This is a genomic window from Catenulispora rubra, assembly GCF_015356825.1.
GTDB classification, from domain to species: Bacteria; Actinomycetota; Actinomycetes; order Streptomycetales; family Catenulisporaceae; genus Catenulispora; species Catenulispora rubra.
The window spans coordinates 1-16,568 of sequence record NZ_JAACYW010000025.1 but is presented as its reverse complement, the minus strand read 5'-3'; the positions used below and the strand labels follow the sequence as shown (position 1 = coordinate 16,568).

Sequence of the window (16,568 nt, the reverse complement as noted above, 5' to 3'; positions counted from 1 at the left end):
GACTCGGTCTAGGAGCCTGGCCCCGCACCACGCTAGCGGATGATCACCCGGGAACGGCCATGATCGTTTAGCGGTCCGCCGGCGGCGCCGCACCCCACCCACCCACCCGATCCGCGCCAGCCCACACGCGGCCGGCACCCGCAGGCGACCCACCACAGGACGTCGACGTGAATGGACGCCTACGGCGCGCCCCTTTCAAGCGGATCACTCCGCGACGCCGCCCCCTGGCACCGCCGACACCGGCCCGGACATGGTGAAGGGCCGGACCCGCTTTCAGGAATCCGGCCCCGCGTGCTCACCGCCTACTCGGCGCGATTCTCCGCCTCAAACAGACGGGCCAGCCGCCGCACCGACTCCACACTGATCGTCTTCGGGAACTGCGAACACACCCGCGCCAGGTGGAACTCCCGATCGGCAGGACCGCCAGGCACCACATGATGACGAGGCTTCGACTTACCAGTCATGCGGCATCACGTCCCCGAGCCAGCTCATCAGCAGCATCCCGCGCCAACTCCCGGTTGAACTCGATCGCCTCCCGGATCGCCGCCGCCTGCTCCGCCTCCACTGCGGAATATCCGGACCCTGCGAACTCCCACTCACTTTCCACGATCACGTCATCAGGCAACTCCGCCAGGCCAGCCCGAGCCCGCTGCCACGCCGCGCGATCGTTGCGCAACCTGGTCATGGTCACCGAATACAGACGCGACGCGGTAGAGAAGTGACCACCGAACCCGCACTGATGCGCCCACGCCCGCAACCGCAGATCCTCGTACTCCGGCAGTCCGCCCAGATGCCATGCGGTCGCCACCAGAGCACGGGCATGAGACGGGATCGGCAGGTCAGCGATCACCACACCAAGCCCGGTGCCCTCACACGACGGACACGCCCCACCCAGCCCCGTTCCGCCGCACTTGCGACAGGTGATCGGCCGATCCAGCGTCCCCACACATTCGGCACCCTTGGTCGCGTACTTCGCGATGTATCCCGCCACTTGCGCCGCCGACAGCCCCTCGCCGCCGTCACCGAACACGATCGGCTGCACATCAAACTGCGCACCCCACATGAGGTCTTGCGCACCCTTGTGAGCGGCGGCTACCCGTACCCGCCGCGCCGACTGCCCGATCGTTTCGGACAGCAGCTCCGCCGTGGCCCACACCGGAGGCATCGACTTCGCCCCGTCGGGACCGTCCAGCCGCACCACCGCATGGAAGTGCACCAAACCCCGACGCTGATACTCCGCGACCTTGGTGAACGACACCCGCACCAGCTTCGCGAACTCCCGCTTCGTCAGCCCCGAGGCACCCGGCAGCGTCACCCGCCGCAGATCATCACAGAACCGGTGCCACAACCGCCCGGCATGGGCGTTCCACAACACCGCCGAGGTGTAGTCGAAGCAGGCCGGGCACAACGGCGTACCCAACGCCGGATCATCAGGACCGTGACGAACGCCGCAGCCGACCACCCGGCCGTGCTCACACACTTGACCGCCACGCCGGGCACGACACGGCAGCACCACCCCGTTCCTGTCCACCCGCGTGTGCACCGGCCCGAACGACGGCGCCGTCAACGTCGCGAACACCATCGGATGCCCCGCCACCTCCTCCGGAACACCCTTCCCGCCGATCAGCCCCGCCCGAATCCGCTGAAACGTGTCCCCGGCATACACCCGCGAACACGGCCCACACCGCGAGGAGCGCCGGTTCCCACACGGCACCATCAACCGCCCATACGGCAGCGCCGCCGAATCGAACACCGACAGCACCACACCAGAGCCAGCATCACGGATGACCGTGCGCCCCCTCAGATAGATCGGATGCTCACAGCCCCCGATCAGCCGAACCTGCTCCTCCCAGGCCCGATACTCCGGCTGCATCATCAACGCCAGCAGCGCCCGATCGAACCAGGGCTCTATTCCGTCGCCGACCCGTCCAGTCTTCCCAGCTTGTACTACATCTTGGCCCACATAGACATGATAGCGCAGCCTGTAGTACAAGTGGAGGCACATTTCGGCTGACCTGTTGGAGACATGCCATGGACACCACGAACACCACCGACGACTCCCCGCTGTGGAAGCAGATCGCCGACCAGCTCCGCGCCGACATCGCACGGGAGATCTACGCCCCAGGCGCCCCACTGCCCGGCGAACACGCCATGGCCACCCGCTACAACACCTCCAGACCCACCGTCCGGCGCGCCATCACCGAACTCGCCGGGGAAGGACTGGTCACAGCCGCCCAAGGACGCGGAACCTTCGTCCGCCCCAGACCCGACCGACGCCTCATCGCCATCAACGCCGCCGAACACCCCGACCTCCTCGCCGACGACTTCAACCCGACCCGAATCGGATGGGACCGCGAGGAACACCCCGACGCCGCACGCTTCCAACAAGACGGCACCACACGCGTGACCAACGCCGTCATCACCGCCGCCACCCGCGACCAAGCCGAAGCACTCGGCATCCGCACCGGAGAACTCATCTACTACCGCTTCACCCACTGGCGACACCGCCACACCCAACGCGTCATCTCCATCACCTCCACCACCCCCGCACACCTGATCGGCCTCAACATCGGGCAGAACAAGGAACCGGCCACATTCGCAACCCCTCCGGTCCGCGATGAGCACGACGAGCCGTTCGAGCACGACGACGTGTTCGACAACACCGACCACGAACCCGACGACGCGCACGACCCGGCCAACGAAGAATTCGAGCCCGCCGAACCCGACAACACGACCATCAGGCCCCTCTACGACAGACTCGCCGACTCCGGCGCCACCGGATACGCAACCACCATCACCGCCCGCATGCCACGCGGCGACGAACTCAACGACCTCGGCACCGAGCCCGGAACACCGATCCTCCAAATCCGACGCGCCATGACCGATCAGCACGGCCGGACACTGGAAGTCACCACGATCGAAGCACCCGCCGACCGCTTCGAAGTCATCACCAGCCCCGCACCCGCACGTACCGCCATCCTGACCGTATGACAGGACCTTGATGCATGGTCAGTGGCCAAGGGTCCCGCAACATATCTTTACTTCTTCAAGGGTCCCGCAACATATCTTTACTTCTTCAAGGGCGGCCTACGGCCGCCGCGCGCGACCCGCGCCGTCCTCGCGCCCGCGCGGCATGCGGCCTTCGGCCGGTCCGCGCGACGCGGTCCGTCCCGGACCGCGCGCACGGAACCGGACCATCTAGGCAAGTAGGTAGTCACGACCTCCAGGCGACGGCTGCAAGACAGGCAACACATAGCGGACACTGACGACAACTGCCCGTCTGGGCCGCTCCGCCGCTCCTGTCTCCGCCCCGCGACGGACCGTCCCAGCCAGGCAACGAACACGGCCGGGTCACCAGGCGGAACCGGCCGGCGGGCGGCGAGGACACTTGCAAGATCCGCCCCGCGGGAAGCCGCCCGCCGGCCGAACCCGCCCGCGCTACCCAGGCCACGCAGCACGCCACCAGCTCAAGCAGCCATCGTCCACCACGCCACAGCCCGCACCCCGGCACCGGATGCCGCCTCACCATCCAGGCACCACGCCACCATGTCCGCATCGTGAGGTGTCGGACCGATCCACACCAACACCGCGCCGTCCACACGCACCGCCTTGCCCACCCCGTACAACTCCAGCGCCAACCGAAGACCCTCAGGCGCGCCCTCGACCGAAGCCAGCTCCCGCAGCACCCCGGCCAGCCACCGCGCACGCGCCCAAGCCCGCACGTAATTCACACCCGGCCGACACGTCCACCAATCCGGGTGAACCATCCACCAGCCCCCGACCTCCATCACGCAGAACCAACTTCCCGGCAGCAACGGACCAACCGACCCGTGCCGAGGAATCAGGACGCGTACATGTCAGTACGCCCCGGTACCATCGGCACCGGGGTTAATCACCCCGCCGGACCACCGCTCCTCCCCAGGAATCAGGTGGTCCGGCTTGCTCTTGTCGCACGTGGGACGGGACACCAAGTGGCAGTCAGGCGCCCGCCCTCACGCACAGTGGGCTATGGCAGCAACCACCAGCCCACAGCGCTACTTCTTCTTGTTCTCGTTGCGGATGTTCGCCTTGTTGACGATCGCCTGACTGCCCTCGGGGTCTCCGTTCTGGTAGGTCTGCCGCATTTGCTCCTGCTCCTCGGCCGTCAGTCGCGTTTCGAGGTAGGCGTCAAGCTGTGGAACACCGCTGATCGGCTTCTTGGCCATGTGGAGTGCTTCTCCTAACTGGTGCGTCCCAACGGACACGGCCACTTCCCATCACGCGGAGGACAGGCGATGATCGACGCGGACACGTACTCGCCACCGGCGGTATAGAAACCGTCCACCCGGTCCTCGGCGCCCATCAGCGTCTTCAACGTGAACTCGACCATCCGAGCCCGCTGCTCCTCCTGCGGATCTTTCGGGAAGTACGCCCCATCCGGCCGAGGGTTCGCCTCGATCCATTTCGCGTACCAGTCAGCCGCCAACCCCGGAGTCGCGAACGTCTCCGTGATCATCTTGGAGTCCCGCAACAGCCACCGCCGCGTGATCTGAGGCGGCACCTGCGAGATTCTGAATCCCGGGGCTTCCGGCTGGCTCTCGGCGTTGCCGTTGGCCAGCAGGCCCGGAACGCGGGAGACGTAGACGTGGAAATGAACCATGTTCACCCTCGTGTGCTTTCATTGGCAGAGGAGGGGGCCGTTGCAGTCGGTCCCCTCCTCCGGGTCCATGCATGCGGGTCGAGGTGCATGCATTGTGATCTTCAGTTGTGGTCGTGGTCTGCGTCAGTCGTCGTCACCGTCGCCGATGTCCGGGACGCCGTCGCCGGAGCCGCCGCCATGCGGGTTCCCGTCGCCGCCTCCGTCGTCATCTCCTCCGCCGTTGGCGAACCACCAGTGCTTGAGCTTCATCAATTTGCCTCCTCTCGCTGACTCGTAGGGGTATGACCCGCCGTCGCGAGCGATTGCGGATGGGGGGCGCGGCGGCAGGGGTCGGGTGGCGGCCCGCGCGCCCCCTGGCGGGAGAAGGGAGAGGGTGCGCGAGCCGCGATGGACGGCGACTACGCGCCCGAAGACGCAGCCGCCGGAGTCTTCAGATAGACATTTGAATGGGTGCGGGGGGTGCGTTCAGCCGCGCATCCCATACGGTCACGGTGGTGTTGGGGCCGGGATACGTCCTGGGCGGAACGTCCCGATCTTTGAAGTGGACGACGAAGCCCTTCGGCGTGTCCTCCCATGACTCGACCGTGCGGAACATCAGCTCAACGAGCACTTCATCGTTCTCGCGGATGTCCCGGAGCCGCTTCGAACAGCTTCCTGGAGGCCAGCTCATAACAGCGCTCACTCCTTCCGGGGGGTGGGTTGTGGAACCCACCGCCGGTGCCACGTCTGGGAGAGCAGGACCGGCGGCGGGGATCAGGGGGCTGCGGGCCACGGCTCCGCTTGAGTTACGCTCGCGAGCGGCGGGTGGTATTCGGGGCTCACGTCGCCGGACGCCGCCGTCTCCACGAGATGGACCGTGAGGATGCCGGACATCACCGTCATGGCCGCCGCCCAGGTGACACCGAGCAGAGCCACGGTCCGATAGCGAGGCTCGCCCCGCTCGTGCTCGCACGTCATCATCGGCAGCCTTCGGATAGCCCGATGCCTTCGAGATCGACCACCCGAGCCAGATGAACCGGTGCGTCCCGAAAGGCTGAGGTGACGGACGGAAACCCAAGCGGAGTCGTGACGGTCACCCATCCGTTCAGGGCGTGGCAGCTGGTGACCCGAGACCAGCGCCCATCAATGCCGATCTGGTCGCCCGTCTTGATCGAGCCGATCGGCAAGTCATCTGCGGTGATCACGGTGAAACCGACCGGCGGCGCGCCCGGATCCGGGGCAAGCCTCGCGAGGATGCGAACCGGAGTCGGACCCTCAAGCCCGCCCCTGCTAGCCGCCGCGTTGACCAGCCGGTCTTTGGCATCAGACATGACTCTGAGTATTCGGTCAGAAGCAGGACGCCTAAACTGTCGCAAGGGACGACTTTAAGACGTCCTGTGCGCTATACAAGTCCTAGAGGTAGACGTCTGCGAGGTGAGGTATGGCGAACGAGCGCCTACGGGCAACGATGGCAACAAGAGGGATGACGGCTGAGACACTTGCCGCTGCCATCGGGATTGATCCCAAGACGGTTGAGCGCTGGGTGAATACGGGCCGAGTCCCGTATGCCCGTCTCGCGGTACCAGCCGCCGAAGTCCTCCAGGAGGACGCCATGTTTCTTTGGCCCAACCTGCACCAAGGTCGCTCAGCACGAGCCCTGTCACCGGAACTGGTCGCGATCTACGGCCAGCGAGCCGAGATGGCTCCCGCTGTGTGGTTCAGCTTCTTCGAACAGGCCGAGCATGCCATTGACATCCTCGTATACGCCGCAAACCAGCTCCACGAATCAGTCCCCGGATTCAACGAGTTGCTCGCTGACAAGGCCGCGAACGGTTGTGCTGTCCGCATCGCGCTTGGCGACCCCGATTCGCCCAACGTCGCCGCCCGAGGTAACGAGGAGAAGTTCGGTCATGGCATCGAGAGCCGCTGCCGACTCGCCCTTATGCACTACCAGCCGTTGATCGGCACACGGAACATCGAGATCAGAACCCACGGCACAACGCTCTACAACAGTATCTACCGCGCTGACGACGAACTGCTGGTCAACGGCCACGTTTGGGGCGTGAATGCCTTCGGCGCACCGGTCTGGCATCTACGACGCGGCAAGAGTGCCACCATGGTCAACACGTACCGCGACTCGTTCGACGCCGTCTGGGAGCAGGCGAACCCAGTAGCGTAACGGCATGCTTCGCATCGACTACTTCGACGATCCGGCAGCACCCGCGCCAAACTCGCTCGTGGTGGCCACCTCAACGGTCATCGCTGACATGGCCGGCCGCGTACTGCTGCTGCGACGCACCGATTCAGGCAACTGGGCGCTGCCAGGCGGAACGATGGAACTCGGCGAGTCGCTAACGCAGTGCGCCGTACGTGAGGCTCGCGAAGAGACTGGTCTCGAAGTCGAGATCACGGGGCTGGTTGGTACATACTCCGACCCACGACACCTCATTGCGTACTCGGATGGCGAAGTCCGCCAGCAGTTCAACATCTGCTACACGGCAAAGGTCATCGGCGGGGAGCTGACGCCGTCAGACGAGTCGACAGCTCTGGAGTTCGTAGCCCCTTCCGATTTTGATGCTCTCCCGATGCACGCTACGCAGCGCCTTCGGCTGAGGCACTACGCGGAGAAGCGTGATCACCCGTACCTTGGATGATCGGATCTGAGCGTTGTGTGGGAGTGAGATCATGGGCACCTTCGGCGGAAGAGTTGCTTGCCGCTCGTGGTCCGCAGGCGCGAATGTAGCCGCCGCTACGGTGGCGCCTTCTCCGGACGTCAAGGGCACTTCGTTAGCCCTTGCCCTCCTCCGAAGACACCCCCTTCGCTCTTGGGGCACGTGGTCACCGGAACAGGCAACTCGTTGCACTTCGCGGTTGGCCACAGGCAAAAAGCTGAAACGACGCCTACGGCGCGCCACTCCGCCGGATACGCCCCGTGCGCCGCACTCTCCGCCGCCGACACCGACCGAGTGGTCCACGAGCTGAATGACACGCCTTCGGCGAGCCCTCCCTCCGAGATGGCCGCGAAGATCACTCCCGAACGATGTTGGTTGCGTCCGGTTTTGATCATCTCGCCGGTCGGACACCACAAGGGCTGCCAGACGCCGCCTCCATCATCAAGGAGAGCGCTTGACGATGGAGACAACGCCCGGCAAGGCGCAGCCTGCCCGACCGACGAGATGATCAAAACCTAGGGGAGAGCTGCGAGCCGCAGTCCAACCCCAACACCCCAGGTCCCGTCATGGTGTGCGAACAAATATTCGGCACCGTGAAGAGCCAGGCCTCGCGGGCCCTGGCGAAGCTCCGCACCAGCACACAGCTTCAGGACAGGAGTCTGATCTCATGAACGACGACCAGTTCGAACCGGGCACGGGCGGCTCCGGCGGCGCGGGCACCGGTACCGGCACCGGCCTCGGCGCCGACGCCGACCAGGAGATGTTCGCCGACCTGGGCCGGTTCACGACCGGGGCCATCCCGGTGGACGCGGTGGTGCGGCACGGCAAGGCGATCCGCACCCGGCGGCGCGCAGTCGGCGGTGGGGCGCTGGCGATCGCGGCGGCGCTGTCGATCGGCGTGCCGGTCGCGATCGCCGGCGGGAGCGCGGGGGCCGGCGCCGCGAGCGGCGGCTCGGGCCCGAACGGGGTGTACGGAGCCACCGGCACCGGAGGGCGCGTCACCGTGAACCCGGTGCGGCTCACCGACGGCAAGGGGCACTTCTCGGGCGCGGTCGACGGCAAGAAGTGGAGCGTCGACTTCGACAACAAGAATTGCTACTACATCCAGTGGTCATGCGGCTTCACGGATCTGTATCCGTGGGACCAGTACGCCAGCCTGAGCCCCAACTCGAGTTGGGGGCTGCAAGGCCAGCCCGACGACTACACCATGTTCCTGAACAAGAACGTGGCGCGGGCCGCGATCACCCTTCAGGACGGAGAAGTCCTGAACCTGGAGGCCGTACCCACCGCGCGAGTTCCTGTGGTCTTGTTCGCTCTGCCGTTCGGCCTCGGGGTCAGTAAGATCGAGCTCTTCGATACCCATGGCGCGGAGCTCGCATATGCGATGCCGTTCAATATCAAGGGATCCGCGAGCGCCGCCGGGCATTGGTACAAGCCCGGCGAGACGCCGGCCAAGGATTCCGGCTCGGTGGAACTGGCGCGCAGTGTGTTCGGACCCGGCGAAGAGACGGTCATCAGCGCTTACGCGGGACCGGCGGGGCCGTGCGTGGTGTTCCAGGCGGGCGGGAAGGCCGGGGGCCATCCGTCCCCGGAGTGCAGCCAAACCGCGGTCGTGAACGGGACGGTGCTGATCGGGAAGGACCCGGTGCGCGGGGACGCCACGAACATTCAGGACTCCGGGTACGGCATCGCCGGTTCGAAGGCCGATCACATGGAGCTCGACTTCTCCGACGGCACCAAGAGTCCCGTGGCCATCAAGAGCCTCGGCGGTTACCGCTTCTACGCCTACTTCGTCCCGAAGGGAAAGACTTTGACCAAGGTCACGGCCTTCGACTCGCGGGACAAAGCCCTTCCCGTCCAAAAAGGCGCCCCGGTGACGCTTGGCGAACAGAAATGGCCATCCCCGGACACGACGCGGTAAACTCTTGCCGCAAGAGCCCCTGTCGCCGCTTGCGACCGGGGCTTCCGTCGTTAACACAAAGACGCGTCGCCCTAGAGGGACCTACTGGCAGCTAGTAGGCGTCTAGCGTTGGAAAGGCATCTCCATGCCCGCTCTCGTGCTCGTCGGCGCCCAGTGGGGCGACGAAGGCAAGGGTAAGGCCACGGACCTGCTCGGCGGCTCGGTCGACTACGTCGTCCGCTACCAGGGCGGCAACAACGCCGGCCACACCGTCGTCATCGGCGACCAGAAGTACGCCCTGCACCTGCTGCCCTCCGGCATCCTCTCGCCCGGCTGCGTGCCGGTCATCGGCAACGGCGTGGTGATCGACCCGGCCGTGCTGTTCGCCGAGCTCGACGGCCTGGACCAGCGCGGGGTCGACACCTCGCACCTGCTGATCTCGGCCAACGCGCACCTGATCACGCCCTACCACCGGACCATGGACAAGGTCAGCGAGCGGTTCCTGGGCAAGAACAAGATCGGGACCACCGGGCGCGGCATCGGGCCGACCTACGCGGACAAGATCAACCGGATCGGGGTGCGGGTCCAGGACCTGTTCGACCCCTCGATCCTGCTGCAGAAGGTCGAGGGCGCGCTGCGCGACCGGAACCAGATGCTGGTGAAGGTGTACAACCGGCGCGCGCTGAGCGCCGAGGCGGTGGTCGAGGAGTACCTGGGCTACGCCGAGCGGCTGCGGCCGATGGTCGCCGACACCTCGCTGGTGGTGAACAAGGCCCTGGACGAGGGCAAGGTGGTGCTGCTGGAGGGCGGCCAGGGCACGCTGCTGGACGTGGACCACGGCACCTATCCGTTCGTCACCTCCTCGAACCCGACCACCGGCGGGGCGTGCACCGGCGCCGGCATCGGCCCGACCCGCATCACCCGCAGCATCGGCATCCTGAAGGCGTACGCGACCCGCGTCGGCGCCGGCCCGTTCCCGACCGAGCTGTTCGACGAGAACGGCGAGGCGCTGCGCAGCATCGGCCATGAGTACGGCGTCACCACCGGCCGGGACCGGCGCTGCGGCTGGTTCGACGCGCCGGTGGCCCGTTACGCCTCCCGGGTGAACGGCCTGACCGACTTCTTCCTCACCAAGCTGGACGTGCTGACCGGCTTCGAGCGGATCCCGGTCTGCGTGGCCTACGACGTGGACGGCGTCCGGCACGACGAGATCCCGATGACCCAGACCGACTTCCACCACGCGACCCCGATCTACGAGGAGTTCCCCGGCTGGACCGAGGACATCTCGGGCTGCAAGTCCTTCGAGGACCTGCCGGAGAACGCGAAGTCGTACGTGAAGGCGCTGGAGGAGATGTCGGGGGCGCCGATCTCGGCGATCGGCGTCGGCCCGGAGCGCAACGCCACGATCCAGCTGCGCTCGTTCCTGTAGGTCCCCTGTGTAAGGGCCTCCGGACGATTCCTTGACATGTTGCGGCCTCCCTCGCAGGGGGCCGCAACATGTACGTTCGGGGTTATGACTGACATCTCCTCCGACGACGCTGTGCTGAATGAGAACCGGGCGGCCGGCGCGCAGGTCTTCGCGAACGACCGCGCCCACGTGTTCCACTCCTGGTCGGCGCAGGGGGCCATCAGTCCGCTCCCGGTCGCCGGCGCGGAGGGTTCCTACTTCTGGGACTACGACGGCAATCGCTACCTGGACTTCTCGTCCCAGCTGGTGAACACCAACATCGGCCACCAGCACCCGAAGGTCGTCGCGGCGATCCAGGAGCAGGCCGGCAAGCTGTGCACCATCGCGCCGTCGTTCGCCAACGACGTCCGCGGCGAGGCCGCGCGGCTGATCGCCGAGCTGGCGCCGGGCGACCTGAACTACGTCTTCTTCACCAACGGCGGGGCGGAGGCGGTCGAGAACGCGATCCGCATGGCGCGGCTGCACACCGGCCGCAGCAAGGTGCTCTCCACCTACCGCAGCTACCACGGCTCCACCTCGACGGCCATCTCCGTCACCGGCGACCCGCGCCGCTGGGCCAACGACGCGGTGGGCCAGTCCACCGGCGGCGCCGTGCACTTCTTCGGGCCGCACCTGTACCGCTCGCACTTCCACGCCACGACCGAGGCGGAGGAGTGCCAGCGCGCGCTCCAGCACCTTGAGGAGACCATCCAGTACGAGGGTCCGGCGACCATCGCCGCGGTCATCCTGGAGACCATCGTCGGTACCGCCGGCGTGCTGATGCCGCCGGCCGGCTACCTGGCGGGCGTGCGCGAGCTGTGCGACAAGTACGGGATCGTGTACATCGCCGACGAGGTGATGGCCGGCTTCGCGCGCTCCGGCGCGTGGTTCGCCGTCGACCACTGGGGCGTCACCCCGGACCTGATCACCTTCGCCAAGGGCTCCAACTCCGGCTACGTCCCGGTCGGTGGTGTGATCATCTCCGAGAAGATCCGCGACACCTTCAAGGACCGCGTCTACCCCGGCGGGCTGACCTACTCCGGGCACCCGCTGGCGTGCGCGTCCATCGTCGCGACCATCAACGCGATGAAGGAGGAGGGCATCATCGAGCACGCGGCGCGGCTCGGCGAGGAGGTCTTCGGACCGGAGTTGCGCGCGATCGCGGAGAAGCACCCGAGCGTCGGCGAGGTGCGCGGCGTCGGCGCGTTCTGGGCGCTGGACCTGGTCCGCTCCAAGGAGACGCGCGAGATGCTGGTGCCCTACAACGCGGCCGGCGCGGACGCGGCGCCGATGAACGAGCTCGCGGCGGCGATGAAGGCGCGCCGCGTGTGGCCGTTCATCAACTTCAACCGGCTGCACGTGGTGCCGCCGTGCACCATCTCCGAGGAGGACGCGCGCAAGGGGCTGGCGGCGCTGGACGAGGCGCTGGAAGTCGTGGACGCCTACGCGAGCTGACGCCCTTCGAGCGGTGGAAGCACACGGCGACGACGCGCGCTGCCGACCGGCGGCGCGCGTCATCTGCTGATATCTCCCCGCTCCTCAAGGAACTGCTTCACCGCACGTGTTTTTAAGACTCGCGCGTTCGCGTCCTGAGATCGATCAAGGTCCGAACGCGACTAAAGTTGCCACATGAGCCACGAGGTGGTCTTCCTCCCGCACATCCTGGGCCAGACGTGGGGCCAGGCCTTGACCGCCGCGCGCACGGCGGCCCGCGAGGAGGACCCGAGGATAGTGGCCGCGCGCCTGGAGCCGTGGCCCGACCTCGTGCTCCACGCCGCGCAGATCCTGGGCCAGATCGAGGAGTTCCGCGGCCGCGGCCAGCGTGAGCTCGTGCATCCGGTGACCCGCCTGCGGTTCACGTTCTTCGGCGAGGACGGCGTCATCGCGCTGCCCTACTGGTACGACGGCCCGGTCGCGCGGATGGCGGCCACGATGGCGTTCCGCTTCGCGCACGCGGTGGAGTCGGACACCGGCCTGGCGGCCTACGACCCGCAGCAGCGCATGCCGCTCGCCGAGATGGGCTTGGAGAAGTTCGTCGCCGGATACCTGCGGGGCCGCGAGAGGGCGCTGGAGCAGACGCAGGCGCGCGGTCCGGTGCCGGTCGGGCACGCGCTGCCGACGGGACGGAGCGCGACGCGGCGGGAGCTGGCGGCGGGGCCTTCGGCGGCCGGGTCACGCGGTGGGGATGGCGGTGCGCGGGGCGGAGAGGCGAGCGCGCGTCCGGTGGCGGATCCGGGTCGGCCGACGGATCCTCGACGGCTGCGGCCGGCGGGGACGCAGGGACGTACCGATGACGCGGTCGGCCCTACTGATGCGCGACGGCTGCGGCCGACCGGGGTGCCGGGCAAGGGACCGGCACCGGGACCACGGCCAAGTGCGGACCAGCGGCAGGCGGCGAATCCGGGACGGGTACGACGAGACGGCAAGCCGGCTCGGGACGATGTCCCCGGCACTGGAACACCGTCCGCGCGGCGCGAAGGTGCGGAGCGGCGGCGTGAGGGTGCGGACGCGCGGCAGGCTGCTGATTCGGGTCCGATAGCCGGCTCGGGGTGGTTCCGGCGCGGGAAGCCCGCGCGGGGTGAGCAGGTACGGGGCGAACAGGCGCAACGGTCGGGGAAGGCCGCGGAGCCGAGGAAGGCGCCGCGTCGGGGTGAGCCCTCTGATTCGGATCGGGCACAGCGGTCCGGGAGGGTGGCCGAGCCCAGGAAGGCACCGCGCCGGGAGCCTTCCGACGCGGACCGGGTGCAACGGCCACGCGACGCGGCAGATCCGCGGAGGGCACCGCGGCGTGGCGAGCGCGACGCCGAGCAGGCGCAGCGGTCCGGGCGCGCGCCGGAGCCCAGGAAGGTTTCGCGCCGCGAGCGTGCGGAGGCCGAACAGGCGCAGCGCTCGCGGAACCCCCAGCGTGACAGTGCGCAGCCCGGATCCGAGTGGGTGCCGCGTCCCGGGCGTCCGGAGCCGCGCGGTGGAGTGCCCTCCGATCCCGGCCGCGTGCCGCGTTCAGGGCAACCACCGCAAGGCGGCCGGGCTCCGCAGCGTGACGAGCCGTGGGGTACCGGACAGCCACCGGAGCCTCGGCGCCCGCCGCAGCGTGACGAGCCGTTTGAGACTCCGGACTTCTAGGGCGCGCAGGCGTTCCGCACTAAGCTCTCCGGTGATGATCTCGCGCTCGGAATTCCAGCTGGTCCTCCTGCGTCGGATGGCCGACTACCAACCGGCCCTCGTGGAACAAGCTCGGCAGGGCCTGGGCTTCACCATCACTGAGATGCGTGAAGCGAACGCCTGGTGGCAACGCTATGTGCGGTCGCGCTCCTCGCCCCGCGGGCCGGAACGCTTCAGGGCTGTGCTCGGCCCGTCGGACAACGAGATGGACATGCGGACCGGGGATCTGGTCAGCCGGCTCTATCGCTGGGTGCTGCCGCTGTGGCCGGAGCTGCGCTTCGAGATCGTGGTCGGGCCGGGCGGGCAGGTCTGGCAGGAGTGGCTGGTGCGCGCGCCCGGGACGAAGCCGCCGGCGGCGCCGGAGGATCAGGCGCTGGAGCCGTGGGAGTACGTGGTCGGGGACCTGGAGCGGATGTATCCGCGGGTGCGGCACCTTCCTGAGGACGCTCCGACGCGCTGGCACAGTGAGTACGGATACGACGACGGGCACGGCGTCGTCGTACGGCGCCGTGCCCGGTTCGTCTATGGGCTGCTGCAGGAAGTGTCGGAGCCTCTGGACGGAACTGCTAACGCTCTCTAGCCATGCGTCTTAGCGAGAAGCTGCAGGATCTCCGCTGTAGAGGCGCGCTGGCCGATCTGCGGGAAGATGCGCTCGACGGCGTTCTCGTGCACCTCGATGCCGCGGTCGGCCATGGCGTCGGTGGCGAAGGCGACGCTGTAGTTGTGCGCGTACGCCTCGCGCGCGGTGGTGTCGACGCCGCGGCTGGTGACCAGGCCGGCCAGGACGATCTGCGTGACGCCCCGCCGACGCAGCTGGGTGTCGAGGTCGGTGCCGTGGAAGGCGCCCCACTGGTGCTTGGTGACGCGGATGTCGGTGCTCTGCGCGCCGAGCTCGTCGACGATGACGGCGAAGTCCGCGGGCATCCCCTCGTCGTCGTCGCCGTCGTCCTCGACCGGCTCCTCGTCGTCCCGGCCCTGCGGGGCGTCGGCGAAGTCGGGGGAGAAGGAGACGTTCACCAGGACCACCGGGAGCCCGTGGGCGCGGAAGGCGTCGGCCAGTTCCTTGCCGTGTGCCACTACCTCGGCGCTGCTGTAGGGGACTGCGGGAGGCGCGACGATGCCGTGCTGGAGGTCGATGAGGACGAGCGCGGTCTTCGGGTCGAGCGTGGTCAGCGCCATGTCGCGGGTTCCTTATCCGGTCTGTTCGCCGTGCGCGGCACGAAGGGACTGCGAGCGGTCGACGAGCACCACGGCGAGCAGCAACAGACCGCAGCCGATCATAACGACGGCCAGGGAGTGGAGGCCGCCTGAGGACGCCCCGGTGCGGAAGACGATCGCCACCGCGGCCGACGACAGGATGGCGCCGAGGTACTGGAAGGTACGCAGCAGTCCCGAGGCGGTACCCATGCGGGCCGCATCCGCCTGACGGAACAGGGCGTTCTGGTTGGCGAGACCGTTCATGCCCTGCGTGGTGCCCGCCAGAAGTCCCACGGCTATGAGGATCCATATAGCGGTTCCCCGGTTAAGGGCGAGCAACGCTGTAGACGCCGCGATCATCGACACGGTGCCGACGAAGAGCTTGCCGCGGATCCCGTTGCGCCGTCCGGTGAACCAGGCCACGACGATCGCGGTAAGGGACGTCGGCAGGACGACGAGGCCGGCTGCGGAGGCGCTGAGGCCGCGTCCTTCCTCCAGCCACTGCGTGAATCCGTAGATGAAGCAGTAGGTGAGGATGTAGGTGAGCGTCTGGCGCAGATAGGTGATCAGCAGCGGAGTGTTCCCGCCGAAGATGCGCAGATCTATGAAGGGCTCCCCTGTGCGGAGCTCTATACGGACGAACGCCATGGCTATCGCAGCTGCGATGAGGAGCAGGTAGAGGTTGCCGACGCTCAGGTCCATGAGGAAGAGCAGCAGGCTGGTCAGCATCGCGGCGAACAGGCCCATGCCCACCAGATCGATGCGGCTCTCGGTCCCTACTGGAGCGCTCTTGGGGAGCCTACGTGTGCCGAGCGCTATACAGACCAGCGCCAGAGGGATGTTGACGGCGAACACCAGGCGCCACCCGCCGACCCCGATGAGCGCGCCGCCGAGCGTGGGGCCGATGACCATCGTGCTCTGCGCCGATATGGAGAGCGCCGTGAGGATTCCGCTGGGCGTCTTCATACCGGTGCGCTGTGCCTCGCCGCGCACCGTGTGCATCGCGGCGGGGAACTGCGCGCTGGTCCCGAAGCCCAACAGCACGCGCGCCACGATCAACACTCCGAGTGACGGCGCCACGGCACCGATCACCCCGGCGACGCCGACCATCCCGGCCCCGGCGAGGAAGAGCGGACGCGCCCCGAAGCGGTCCACCAGCCGGCCGATCACCGGCTGGCCTATAGCGGTAGCGAGGTAGAGCGCGGAGACGAGCCACGCGGTCGCCGCTGGGGAGGCACCGAAGGCCGTGCCGATCGGCACCAGCGCGATCGCGATCATCGAGGAGTTGATCGGGTTGAGGGTCGCGCCGAGGAGGAGCGGGACGGTGAGGCGGCGGTTGAAGGCGGGCGCGGGCTGGGCCGAGGTGCCCTGAGTGGTTTCGGATATGGCCGTTGCTTCTGCGGTCGCAGATTCTGAGTTTGCTGTTCCTGCGGCGGCGGTGTCTAAGGGCTCGCGTGAGAACTACGCGGTGGTGTCCGAGAGATCCCCTGCCGGTTTGTGATAGGCCCGCAGGGTGCTGACTGAGGATGAGATCGCGTCGCGGTTCGCTAGGATCCGGCCGTTCCTGGACGA

At 67.6% G+C, this 16,568-nt stretch carries 17 protein-coding genes; 8 read left to right on the top strand and 9 right to left on the bottom strand.

The genetic code is table 11. The annotated features are described in order from the left end of the window. Positions 1 to 460: 460 nt before the first annotated feature. On the bottom strand, positions 461 to 1,993 hold the full coding sequence (locus tag GWK61_RS09990) for a replication initiator (RefSeq protein ID WP_194907546.1): 1,533 nt from the start codon (positions 1,991 to 1,993) through the stop codon (positions 461 to 463). 38 nt (positions 1,994 to 2,031) lie between these two features. Between GWK61_RS09990 and GWK61_RS09985 the strand changes: the two genes are divergently transcribed. After that, complete coding sequence (locus GWK61_RS09985; RefSeq protein WP_194907544.1) at positions 2,032 to 2,991, top strand: GntR family transcriptional regulator; 960 nt, start codon at positions 2,032 to 2,034, stop codon at positions 2,989 to 2,991. Positions 2,992 to 3,467: 476 nt separating this feature from the next. On the opposite strand, the gene GWK61_RS09980 is transcribed toward GWK61_RS09985, so the two are convergent. From GWK61_RS09980 to GWK61_RS09960, 6 genes are all read right to left on the bottom strand, one after another. Then, positions 3,468 to 3,722: a hypothetical protein gene (locus tag GWK61_RS09980; RefSeq protein ID WP_194907542.1), complete on the bottom strand. Its 255-nt coding sequence runs from the start codon at positions 3,720 to 3,722 to the stop codon at positions 3,468 to 3,470. A 312-nt stretch (positions 3,723 to 4,034) separates the two neighbouring features. Continuing rightward, complete coding sequence (locus GWK61_RS09975; protein WP_194907541.1) at positions 4,035 to 4,205, bottom strand: hypothetical protein; 171 nt, start codon at positions 4,203 to 4,205, stop codon at positions 4,035 to 4,037. A 14-nt stretch (positions 4,206 to 4,219) separates the two neighbouring features. Beyond that, the gene (locus GWK61_RS09970; RefSeq protein WP_194907539.1) at positions 4,220 to 4,639 is read right to left on the bottom strand and encodes a hypothetical protein; all 420 of its coding nucleotides are present in this window, start codon (positions 4,637 to 4,639) and stop codon (positions 4,220 to 4,222) included. A gap of 123 nt (positions 4,640 to 4,762) precedes the next feature. Continuing rightward, a complete protein-coding gene (locus GWK61_RS58425) occupies positions 4,763 to 4,888 on the bottom strand; it encodes a hypothetical protein (protein ID WP_267254235.1) in 126 nt (41 codons plus the stop codon). 181 nt (positions 4,889 to 5,069) lie between these two features. Then, complete coding sequence (locus GWK61_RS09965; protein ID WP_194907537.1) at positions 5,070 to 5,309, bottom strand: hypothetical protein; 240 nt, start codon at positions 5,307 to 5,309, stop codon at positions 5,070 to 5,072. Between the two features lie 286 nt (positions 5,310 to 5,595). Beyond that, a complete protein-coding gene (locus GWK61_RS09960) occupies positions 5,596 to 5,949 on the bottom strand; it encodes a hypothetical protein (protein WP_194907535.1) in 354 nt (117 codons plus the stop codon). A gap of 110 nt (positions 5,950 to 6,059) precedes the next feature. Here GWK61_RS09960 and GWK61_RS09955 point away from each other — a divergent pair, with 110 nt between their 5' ends. The 7 genes from GWK61_RS09955 to GWK61_RS09925 all read left to right on the top strand — a co-directional run bounded on the left by GWK61_RS09955 (position 6,060) and on the right by GWK61_RS09925 (position 14,379). Further along, a complete protein-coding gene (locus GWK61_RS09955) occupies positions 6,060 to 6,797 on the top strand; it encodes a helix-turn-helix domain-containing protein (protein WP_194907533.1) in 738 nt (245 codons plus the stop codon). A 4-nt stretch (positions 6,798 to 6,801) separates the two neighbouring features. Continuing rightward, entirely contained in the window at positions 6,802 to 7,272 is a 471-nt protein-coding gene (locus tag GWK61_RS09950) for an NUDIX domain-containing protein (RefSeq protein ID WP_194907531.1), read from the top strand. 685 nt (positions 7,273 to 7,957) lie between these two features. After that, positions 7,958 to 9,211: a hypothetical protein gene (locus GWK61_RS09945; RefSeq protein WP_194907529.1), complete on the top strand. Its 1,254-nt coding sequence runs from the start codon at positions 7,958 to 7,960 to the stop codon at positions 9,209 to 9,211. 124 nt (positions 9,212 to 9,335) lie between these two features. Then, positions 9,336 to 10,619 carry an adenylosuccinate synthase gene (locus tag GWK61_RS09940; protein WP_194907527.1) on the top strand — a complete coding sequence of 428 codons (1,284 nt, stop codon included), beginning with the start codon at positions 9,336 to 9,338 and terminating at the stop codon, positions 10,617 to 10,619. 84 nt (positions 10,620 to 10,703) lie between these two features. Then, a complete protein-coding gene (locus GWK61_RS09935) occupies positions 10,704 to 12,092 on the top strand; it encodes an aspartate aminotransferase family protein (RefSeq protein ID WP_194907525.1) in 1,389 nt (462 codons plus the stop codon). A 174-nt stretch (positions 12,093 to 12,266) separates the two neighbouring features. Further along, positions 12,267 to 13,760, top strand: coding sequence for a hypothetical protein (locus GWK61_RS09930; protein ID WP_194907523.1), 1,494 nt, complete (start codon positions 12,267 to 12,269; stop codon positions 13,758 to 13,760). 34 nt (positions 13,761 to 13,794) lie between these two features. Further along, positions 13,795 to 14,379, top strand: a complete 585-nt coding sequence (locus tag GWK61_RS09925) for a hypothetical protein (protein WP_194907521.1) — start codon at positions 13,795 to 13,797, stop codon at positions 14,377 to 14,379. On the opposite strand, the gene GWK61_RS09920 is transcribed toward GWK61_RS09925, so the two are convergent. Both GWK61_RS09920 and GWK61_RS09915 read right to left on the bottom strand, forming a co-directional pair. Beyond that, on the bottom strand, positions 14,376 to 14,978 hold the full coding sequence (locus GWK61_RS09920; RefSeq protein ID WP_194907519.1) for an isochorismatase family protein: 603 nt from the start codon (positions 14,976 to 14,978) through the stop codon (positions 14,376 to 14,378). The two genes, GWK61_RS09925 and GWK61_RS09920, sit on opposite strands and share 4 nt — an antisense overlap. Positions 14,979 to 14,990: 12 nt before the next feature. Beyond that, positions 14,991 to 16,382 carry an MFS transporter gene (locus tag GWK61_RS09915; RefSeq protein WP_194907653.1) on the bottom strand — a complete coding sequence of 464 codons (1,392 nt, stop codon included), beginning with the start codon at positions 16,380 to 16,382 and terminating at the stop codon, positions 14,991 to 14,993. Between the last annotated feature and the right edge of the window lie 186 nt (positions 16,383 to 16,568).

What these genes read in the sequence shown, in the direction of transcription:
- GWK61_RS09985 (WP_194907544.1), top strand. Translation starts at nt 2,032, where the DNA reads ATGGACACCACGAACACCACCGACGACTCCCCGCTGTGGAAGCAGATC.
- GWK61_RS09940 (WP_194907527.1), top strand. Translation starts at nt 9,336, where the DNA reads ATGCCCGCTCTCGTGCTCGTCGGCGCCCAGTGGGGCGACGAAGGCAAG.
- GWK61_RS58425 (WP_267254235.1), bottom strand. Translation starts at nt 4,888, where the DNA reads ATGAAGCTCAAGCACTGGTGGTTCGCCAACGGCGGAGGAGATGACGAC.
- GWK61_RS09965 (WP_194907537.1), bottom strand. Translation starts at nt 5,309, where the DNA reads ATGAGCTGGCCTCCAGGAAGCTGTTCGAAGCGGCTCCGGGACATCCGC.
- GWK61_RS09925 (WP_194907521.1), top strand. Translation starts at nt 13,795, where the DNA reads ATGATCTCGCGCTCGGAATTCCAGCTGGTCCTCCTGCGTCGGATGGCC.
- GWK61_RS09975 (WP_194907541.1), bottom strand. Translation starts at nt 4,205, where the DNA reads ATGGCCAAGAAGCCGATCAGCGGTGTTCCACAGCTTGACGCCTACCTC.
- GWK61_RS09930 (WP_194907523.1), top strand. Translation starts at nt 12,267, where the DNA reads ATGAGCCACGAGGTGGTCTTCCTCCCGCACATCCTGGGCCAGACGTGG.
- GWK61_RS09950 (WP_194907531.1), top strand. Translation starts at nt 6,802, where the DNA reads ATGCTTCGCATCGACTACTTCGACGATCCGGCAGCACCCGCGCCAAAC.
- GWK61_RS09920 (WP_194907519.1), bottom strand. Translation starts at nt 14,978, where the DNA reads ATGGCGCTGACCACGCTCGACCCGAAGACCGCGCTCGTCCTCATCGAC.
- GWK61_RS09955 (WP_194907533.1), top strand. Translation starts at nt 6,060, where the DNA reads ATGGCGAACGAGCGCCTACGGGCAACGATGGCAACAAGAGGGATGACG.
- GWK61_RS09960 (WP_194907535.1), bottom strand. Translation starts at nt 5,949, where the DNA reads ATGTCTGATGCCAAAGACCGGCTGGTCAACGCGGCGGCTAGCAGGGGC.
- GWK61_RS09945 (WP_194907529.1), top strand. Translation starts at nt 7,958, where the DNA reads ATGAACGACGACCAGTTCGAACCGGGCACGGGCGGCTCCGGCGGCGCG.
- GWK61_RS09935 (WP_194907525.1), top strand. Translation starts at nt 10,704, where the DNA reads ATGACTGACATCTCCTCCGACGACGCTGTGCTGAATGAGAACCGGGCG.
- GWK61_RS09970 (WP_194907539.1), bottom strand. Translation starts at nt 4,639, where the DNA reads ATGGTTCATTTCCACGTCTACGTCTCCCGCGTTCCGGGCCTGCTGGCC.